Here is a 278-nt window from a genome sequence, read left to right as displayed (position 1 = left end):
ACTTGCGGCTTCGCTTGCAGGACACGCCAGCCTTCCGCGCCTTAGAGCAAAAAGAGGAGGTGGCCGACGCCCCCCTCAAGGAATCCTTCACGACGCATGGTGGGGAGAGCTTCACGGCTTTTGGGTTCACGATAGCCTGGACCGTCTCCTACTACATCCTCCTCACCTACATGCCCACCTACGTCTCCGAGACGCTGGGACTCTCGCTCACGTCGGCGCTGACCGCCAATGCCATAGGTCTCGTCGTCCTGATGGCGCTCATACCTTTCACTGGCGCG

The 278-nt window shown here is 60.8% G+C and carries 1 pseudogene; it reads left to right on the top strand.

From position 1 onward, the window contains the following. Positions 1–59: 59 nt before the first annotated feature. Positions 60–278 (top strand): annotated as a pseudogene (locus QZX79_RS17160) (MFS transporter); the annotation flags it as partial.

The sequence above is a fragment of the uncultured Arthrobacter sp. genome (assembly GCF_902805515.1).
GTDB lineage: Bacteria > Actinomycetota > Actinomycetes > Actinomycetales > Micrococcaceae > Arthrobacter_D.
Note: the sequence above shows the minus strand (reverse complement) of the source record. Positions and strands in the feature narration are given on the sequence as shown.